Below are 6,122 nucleotides of genomic sequence, written 5' to 3'. Positions count from 1 at the left end.
TCAACCGGTGCTTCCTCTTTCTCGAATACTGCTTCAATACTTATGTAGCCTACAGTTGCTCCCTCTGCAAAGTATGCCAGTCCGCTTACTCCAAAGGTCTTCGCATCTGCATCCCAGTTAATCTCATCTGCTCCCTGACCCTTCCAGCCTACAAACTTGTAACCTTCCTTCGCTACTACTTCCGGAAGATCAAACTGCTGATCAGAATCCTCTGCAATACCCTTATAAGTTACAGGATTTGTTCCATAATCTTTGAACTCACCTTTTTCCGGATCTACAGTAATTGTAACTTCTACTGTACGATTCTCCTCAACCGGTGCGTCCTCTTCCTCAAATACTGCTTCGATACTTACGTAGCCTACAGTTGCTCCCTCTGCAAAGTATGCCAGTCCGCTTACTCCAAATTCTGTCGCATCTGCATCCCAGTTGATCTCATCTGCCCCCTGGCCTTTCCAGCCTACAAACTTGTAGCCTTCCTTTGCTACTACTTTTGGAAGTTTGATCAGCTCATCAGAACTCTCATCGATATTTTCATACGTCGTAGATACAAAACTTGTTCCATGCTCATCGATAAGTTCTCCCTTTTCTGGATCTACAGAAATAGTAACGTTTACTATACGATCTTCCTCAACCGGTTCAACAATCGCAGTAAATGTTACATAACCTGTGTCACTGCCCTTTGAAGCAAAGCACAAATTATAAGCCTCATCATATGATAATTCATACTCATCATCTGTATCAATGGTAGTGTCCTCTTCACCAGAAACTTTCCATCCTTCAAATTTGTAACCTTCCTCTACATATACTTTCGGTAAAGTAAGATTATCATCTTCTTCAAGATCTTTAGATTCATTCATTTTTGACGTAGCAACAACACCATCACCGCCGACATTAATACTAACGGTTACCTTTTTCACTGTTGCTTCTGCCGTCTGAGCTGCAACTTCCTCATCAGCCTCTTCAGTTGCGATGTCATTCTCCAGAGCATCCTCTGCTACCTCAGCCTCGACCTTCTCATCCTCAGTCTCTGCTGCCTCTGCATCAGAAGCAGTTGCTACTGCTTTCTCTGCTGCCTTTGCCATTGCGTTGGCATCTTCCGCTGCCATTGCCGGAGTAACGTTACTTGCTAAGAGAGAAGCAACGGTAACTGCGGTAAACGCGCGTGCACCAAGTTTTTTCTTGTACATACCTTTTCTTTCCTCCTTGTCCTTCCCCATCATTAAATTTTCCGTGTCATAAGGCTTTAGAAAGTTTTAATGTATGAATGTGAAATTTAATACATGTTTCTCATCTGCTTTTTAAAAATGTAAATTTCTTACATTTAATTATACTGATTTTTCTCTAAATGTCAATTCAAATTATCAGTTTTCGACAATTTTCTCTCGTCTTTTATTGTGTATTTTCGCAAATTAAACATGTACTTTTCTGTTTTTTAGTTTTACCCCCCCTATGCGCAAAGCCTTATTGATAATAAAATTTCTCATTTTCCTATATGGATTTTTCTGTTTTTCATTCCAGTTTTTGTCAATTTTTATCATCTTCTGTGAACCCCATTTTTTTCTCTTTTACAATCTGTTTTTTTATATCGGCAACGGTTATAATGAAATAGCATCTAATCATCAAGGGTAGAGGGGTTCCGCTCAGATATCTTCAATCATAGAAACTTACAATTTAAGAGTAAAAATCCCGTCTTTTTGCGGGATCAATGACAAAAGACTGGAGGTCGAATACCAAAAATGATTCTTCGTACTGCCGATCGTATTCGGGAACTTCGGACAAAAAATAATTTAACACAAGCAGATCTTGCTCGATTGCTGTATGTGACACGTTCCAGCGTAAATGCATGGGAAATGGCAGTTGCCATTCCTTCCACGGAAAAGATCGCAGAGCTTTGCCGACTGCTTCATACAACCTCCGACTATCTGCTTGGAATTGATCAATCAGAAATGCTTCCTATTTCTCATTATTCACAGGAAGAAAAAGAACTTCTTTATCGAATGATGCATTATTTCGATGAAATACGGCATCATTTCACTTTAGAAGACGGAAGCAAAAACAGAAACTAAAATAATCAGAAAAACTATCCATATCGCTTCTTACGATCTAAAAAGTAATCAGTAAGCAACCGATAAATTACCACGTCTGAAGCCTCCGTTTCCTACGCCATCAGGCGTGGTACTCTGCGATTTTGATAGATACTACTCTACCGACACATATCGGATATGTAAGCAAAGCAACGCAAAAAAACACCGAGATACAGAAACCATTATCTTCTCTGTATCTCAGTGCTTTTTCCATGTTAGTTAATTCACTTTATTTTATTTTCAAATTGGTACCTGCCAAAAACCCGGTACCTCATAACGCGATAAAATTAGTGGTGGAACAGACGAATTCCAGTGAACGCCATCGCCATGTTGTACTTATTGCAGACCTCAATGACATTGTCATCGCGAACAGATCCGCCCGGCTGAGCGATGTACTTAACGCCACTCTTGTAAGCGCGCTCAATGTTATCGCCAAACGGGAAGAATGCATCAGAGCCGAGAGCGACATCCTGCATCTGATCGAGCCATGCGCGCTTCTCCTCTCTCGTGAATACCGGCGGTTTTACCTTGAAGATCTTCTCCCAAGCGCCATCTGCGAGAACATCCATGTACTCCTCACCGATGTAAACATCGATTGCGTTGTCACGGTCTGCGCGCTTGATGTGATCGACAAACTGAAGGTTTAAAACCTGCGGGGACTGACGCAGGAACCAGTTGTCTGCCTTCTGACCTGCCAGTCTTGTGCAGTGTACGCGAGACTGCTGACCAGCTCCGATTCCGATTGCCTGTCCGTCCTTTGCATAGCATACGGAGTTGGACTGGGTGTATTTCAGGGTGATCAGAGAAATCACAAGGTCTCTCTTTGCGGACTCCGGAAGCTCCTTGTTCTCGGTCACAAGATTTGTCAGAAGCTCCTCATTGATTGCAAGGTTGTTTCTTCCCTGCTCAAATACAACACCAAACACCTGCTTGCGCTCGATCGGCTCCGGCTCATAGGACTCATCGATCTCGATCACGCAGTAGTTGCCGTTTTTCTTAGATTTCAGGATTTCCAGTGCCTCCGGCTCATATCCCGGAGCGATCACACCGTCTGATACCTCTCTCTTGATCAGCTTTGCGGTATCCACATCACACACATCGGAGAGAGAAATGAAATCGCCAAAAGACGACATACGATCTGCACCTCTCGCACGCGCATAGGCACTTGCCAGCGGGGAGAGATCTCCCATATCATCTACCCAGTAGATCTTTGCCAGAGTCTCCGTCAGCGGTACTCCAACCGCTGCACCTGCCGGAGAGACATGCTTGAAGGAGGTTGCAGCCGGAAGTCCGGTTGCCTTCTTTAACTCACGCACAAGCTGCCAACCATTTAATGCATCGAGCAGGTTGATGTATCCCGGGCGACCGCTCAGCACTTTGATCGGAAGATCCTTTCCCTCATTCATAAATACTCTTGCCGGTTTCTGGTTCGGATTACATCCGTACTTTAATTCCATCTCGTTCATTTTGCGCACTCCTGTTCTTTCCTAATCCATTCGTTATCCATTCGTTTCGTGATCGGTTTCCAGATCGTTTCGTTTCACAATTCCGTTTCGTGATTCTGTTTAGTGATTCTTGTTCACAATCTTTGTCTCGTAGCTTCCATCCGCAATGTTGATGTAACGAACAAACAGAGAAACCTTATTGTCCGGGTTCAGGCTGTTCCAGAGCATATCGGTAAAGGCATCCATATCGTCCATCATGCCAACAAGCTTCGGCTCTCCCTCAAAGCTCGGAAGCGGATTGCCGTCATGCATGTAGGTGTGGATGAAATGACCCTCACCTGCTGTCGGATTCTGATAAGCAAAGGTGTAACGGTGGCAGGAATCCGGATTGCCGTTGTTGCTCTTCAAAATCGACATTGCATAGTTGTAATTGCCTGCCTCGATGTGCATCACGCCGGAGATGCGAGGGGTGTAGTTCGGAGCATCCGGCTCAAACTCACGACTGCGCAGAGACTGCTCAAACGTCATCTGCTTGTCCATGCCCTCATAAATCGTATCGGTCTGGTCACCATTTGTCACGATCGTCTTGTTTCCCAGCACACGAACCGGCGCATAGATAATCAGGCTCGGATCTTCGAGCTTTGCCGGATCAAATGCCTGAGTACGGATTCCCTCTCCGTCCTCCACAAAGACACGGTTACGGCTGTTCTCGCTTCTGCCCATGATAAAGTATGCAGTTACTGCCCGCGTTCCGTCCGGAGTCTTTCCAATCACAATTCCTCTTCCCGGATATGCGTTTTCTTTCAGTTCCTGTTCCAGAGATAACATCTTCATCTTCTGACTTTCTCCTCTCTCATTCCAATACAGAATCGGCATCTCAGAGCGGAATCCCATCTTTCTGTACACAAGTACAACTGTCTGTATACAAAAAGACCGCCTGAGTACCACAAAAAAATGGCGCCCAGGCGGTCGGCATTGTAAATTCAGACGTGCTCCCTCGTGGTATCCCACTCTCTCCGCCAGTCGCACGCTTCTTGCCCTTATCATAATCGATTTCTTTTCATCTGGCAAGTACTTTTTTTCGTCCAAGATTTTCTTTATTCCTCTTTAATTCTTCTTTGATTCCCCATTGATTCTTCTTTAATTGTTCTTTTTATTACGCTTTATCACTCTTTTCTTTATTTATTTTCTTTTTCCTATTCCTATTCTTCTTCCTTATCCTTTATTCAATCTCTTATTCATTCCGGATCGCTGCAAGCGGACTCAGCTTCATCGCTCGCATCGCCGGGAAAAATCCTGCCAACATTCCGACGAGAATCGCAAACCCAACCGCTGATCCAGCAAGCCAGAGCGGAATCCGGGAGATATTTCCTCCTGTTCCATTTCCAAGCAAATCTGTGAGAGCCGGCAGATGGTTGAGCATCGCAGAAACTGCATAACTAAACGCTAAGCCGACGACTCCTCCCATAAATCCGATAAAGCCGGATTCCATCAGAAACATATTTCGGATGTCTCCCATATCACACCCAAGAACTTTGATCACTCCGATCTCCTTTGTGCGCTCATAGATCGACATCATCATCGTGTTTGCAATTCCGATCGCTGCGACAAACAGCGAGACCGCACCGATTCCACCGAGAACCGCCTGGATCATCCTCGACTGTTGCTCCGCCTGATTCATCCACTCGGCATTGCTGTTTGCCTGATAACCCTGATCCGTGAGTTTCTTCTGAACATCCGACACATGTTCCATCGTGTCCACATTGACGATGCAGGAACTGTATACAAAATAATTGTAGGGTTTGCCCTTCTTGTTCGTCGGCTGACCGGGAATCGGATTCTTTTTAAAGATTTTCTTGAGTTCCGTCTTGAGCGGTTCCAACTGCGTATACACCGAGTAGGCATACTCATTGTAATCGTTGACCTCGCCCTCCACGACTCCGGCTGTCTTCAGCAGATATTTCTTCGGCGCTTTCGGGCGGTCTTCCCCCGTCCCTTGCGACTGGTAATAGGCATCGGTGTCAAAGACCACAAACATCGGCTTTCCCATCAAATCTACTTTTGGCAGTTCACTGTCATCAGAAAATCCCCAGCGGTTGCTCTTTCCGTCCTGAAACCAGCGGATCACCGCATTTCCAAAGATCAGCTTCATCTCCCGCTCCCCAGATTTTGGAAGGCTTCCCTTGCCGAGCGGAATCTGTGCAAGGTACGCATCCGGCACACCTGTGAGATTCGTGCTCATCGTGTATTTTCCCTGAAGGAAAATCGCATTGACTTCAAGAAGCGGATAGACACTATTCACATGTTCCATCCCGGAAAACTGTTTGACGACATCATCCGTTAAGTAGAGGGGCTTGTCCGAGTCAGAACTGCCCCACGCATCCTGCCCGTACACCGTGATCGCTGTCAGGCTTCCGTAGGAGGAAATCATCTCCCGGTTCAGTTCTTTCATGCCGATTCCGAGTGACATCATCACAACCACAGATGCCGTTCCGATCACGACGCCGAGAACCGTCAGGGCTGTCCGAAGTTTTCTTCGGCGCAGGCTATTCAAACTCATTCCCAGAAGGTCCACAAATCTCATCTTCCCACA

The 6,122-nt window shown here is 45.5% G+C and carries 5 protein-coding genes and 1 riboswitch; of the genes, 1 reads left to right on the top strand and 4 read right to left on the bottom strand.

Annotated features, from left to right (window positions below):
* Positions 1–1,187, bottom strand: a 1,187-nt coding sequence (locus ACR0QT_RS04405) for an InlB B-repeat-containing protein (protein ID WP_432629669.1), incomplete at its 3' end; no start/stop codon positions are given.
* A gap of 549 nt (positions 1,188–1,736) precedes the next feature.
* Between ACR0QT_RS04405 and ACR0QT_RS04400 the strand changes: the two genes are divergently transcribed.
* Positions 1,737–2,066 (top strand): helix-turn-helix transcriptional regulator, encoded by a 330-nt coding sequence (locus ACR0QT_RS04400; protein ID WP_432629668.1) that lies wholly within the window; start codon positions 1,737–1,739, stop codon positions 2,064–2,066.
* Positions 2,067–2,371: 305 nt separating this feature from the next.
* Here ACR0QT_RS04400 and ACR0QT_RS04395 read toward each other — a convergent pair whose 3' ends face one another.
* The 3 genes from ACR0QT_RS04395 to ACR0QT_RS04385 form a co-directional block, all read right to left on the bottom strand.
* The gene (locus ACR0QT_RS04395; protein ID WP_432629667.1) at positions 2,372–3,550 is read right to left on the bottom strand and encodes a phosphoribosylaminoimidazolecarboxamide formyltransferase; all 1,179 of its coding nucleotides are present in this window, start codon (positions 3,548–3,550) and stop codon (positions 2,372–2,374) included.
* A 99-nt stretch (positions 3,551–3,649) separates the two neighbouring features.
* Positions 3,650–4,363, bottom strand: coding sequence for an IMP cyclohydrolase (locus ACR0QT_RS04390; RefSeq protein WP_432629666.1), 714 nt, complete (start codon positions 4,361–4,363; stop codon positions 3,650–3,652).
* 118 nt (positions 4,364–4,481) lie between these two features.
* Positions 4,482–4,566: riboswitch (ZMP/ZTP riboswitch) on the bottom strand.
* Between the two features lie 197 nt (positions 4,567–4,763).
* Positions 4,764–6,113, bottom strand: a complete 1,350-nt coding sequence (locus ACR0QT_RS04385; protein WP_432629665.1) for an ABC transporter permease — start codon at positions 6,111–6,113, stop codon at positions 4,764–4,766.
* Positions 6,114–6,122: the final 9 nt, after the last annotated feature.

This window comes from Brotaphodocola sp., assembly GCF_050873365.1.
In the GTDB taxonomy this organism is placed as follows: Bacteria; Bacillota; Clostridia; order Lachnospirales; family Lachnospiraceae; genus Brotaphodocola.
Note: the sequence above shows the minus strand (reverse complement) of the source record. Positions and strands in the feature narration are given on the sequence as shown.